The organism is Stenotrophomonas sp. YIM B06876 (genome assembly GCF_030711595.1).
GTDB lineage: Bacteria > Pseudomonadota > Gammaproteobacteria > Xanthomonadales > Xanthomonadaceae > Stenotrophomonas.
Map to the genome: position 1 here is coordinate 1 of NZ_JAUJUJ010000391.1, position 752 is coordinate 752.

1 pseudogene is annotated in these 752 nt (G+C 66.4%); it reads right to left on the reverse strand.

From position 1 onward, the window contains the following. Positions 1 to 617, reverse strand: a pseudogene (locus QZH66_RS17505) (hypothetical protein); the annotation flags it as partial. Positions 618 to 752 lie beyond the last annotated feature (135 nt).

Sequence of the window (752 nt, forward strand, 5' to 3'; positions counted from 1 at the left end):
ACGGAGCGGTTGAAGTTGTTCATGTCCCACAGGCCCAGCAGCGCCGGCACGTTGATGCCCGCCATGTCGATGCCGTTGTGCGGCGTGGCATAGGTGAACACCTTGGCCACCAGCGCACGGTCTTCCGGCGTGCTAACGCTGTCGTTCTGCAGGAAGCAGCGGCACACCAAGCCGCCCATGGAGTGCGCGACCAGGTGCACCTTGAAGTGCTGCAGCGCCTGTGCATCCGCGCCGCAGACCTGTTCGCGCAGCTGGTGGATCAGGTCGCGCAGCCCCGCTGCAGCGGCCACGATGGACGGCGCCTTGCCGCCGCCCAGGTCCGGGTCGGCGCTGTCGTAGTAGCGGTAGATGACCACGCTGCGCGCGGGCACCGGGCCGACGATTTCGGCGCCGTCGGCGTAGATGTCGCGGTAGCCGCAGTCCTTCATCAGCCGCACCAGGGGCGACTCGAACACATGGCGCTGCACCTGGCCGTCCCAGGCCTGGCGCAGCTTGGTCGCGCCCACGTTGAAGCCCATGTAGGGCGAGGAGACGGCGTCGGCGATTTCGGCCGGCGTCATCGCGTAGCCGCGCACATAGACGATGGGCCAATACGGGGCGGGTGCGGTTGTAGCCATGGCGTGAACTCCTGCAGGCGCGATGGCCGGATTCAATGCCGCGGTCAGGGAAAAGTCAAACCAGCCAGCGCCGCGCAGGCGCTGCAGCCCATGGCGCACAGCCGTGCAGAAAATTCAATCAAAACCACCTATAAC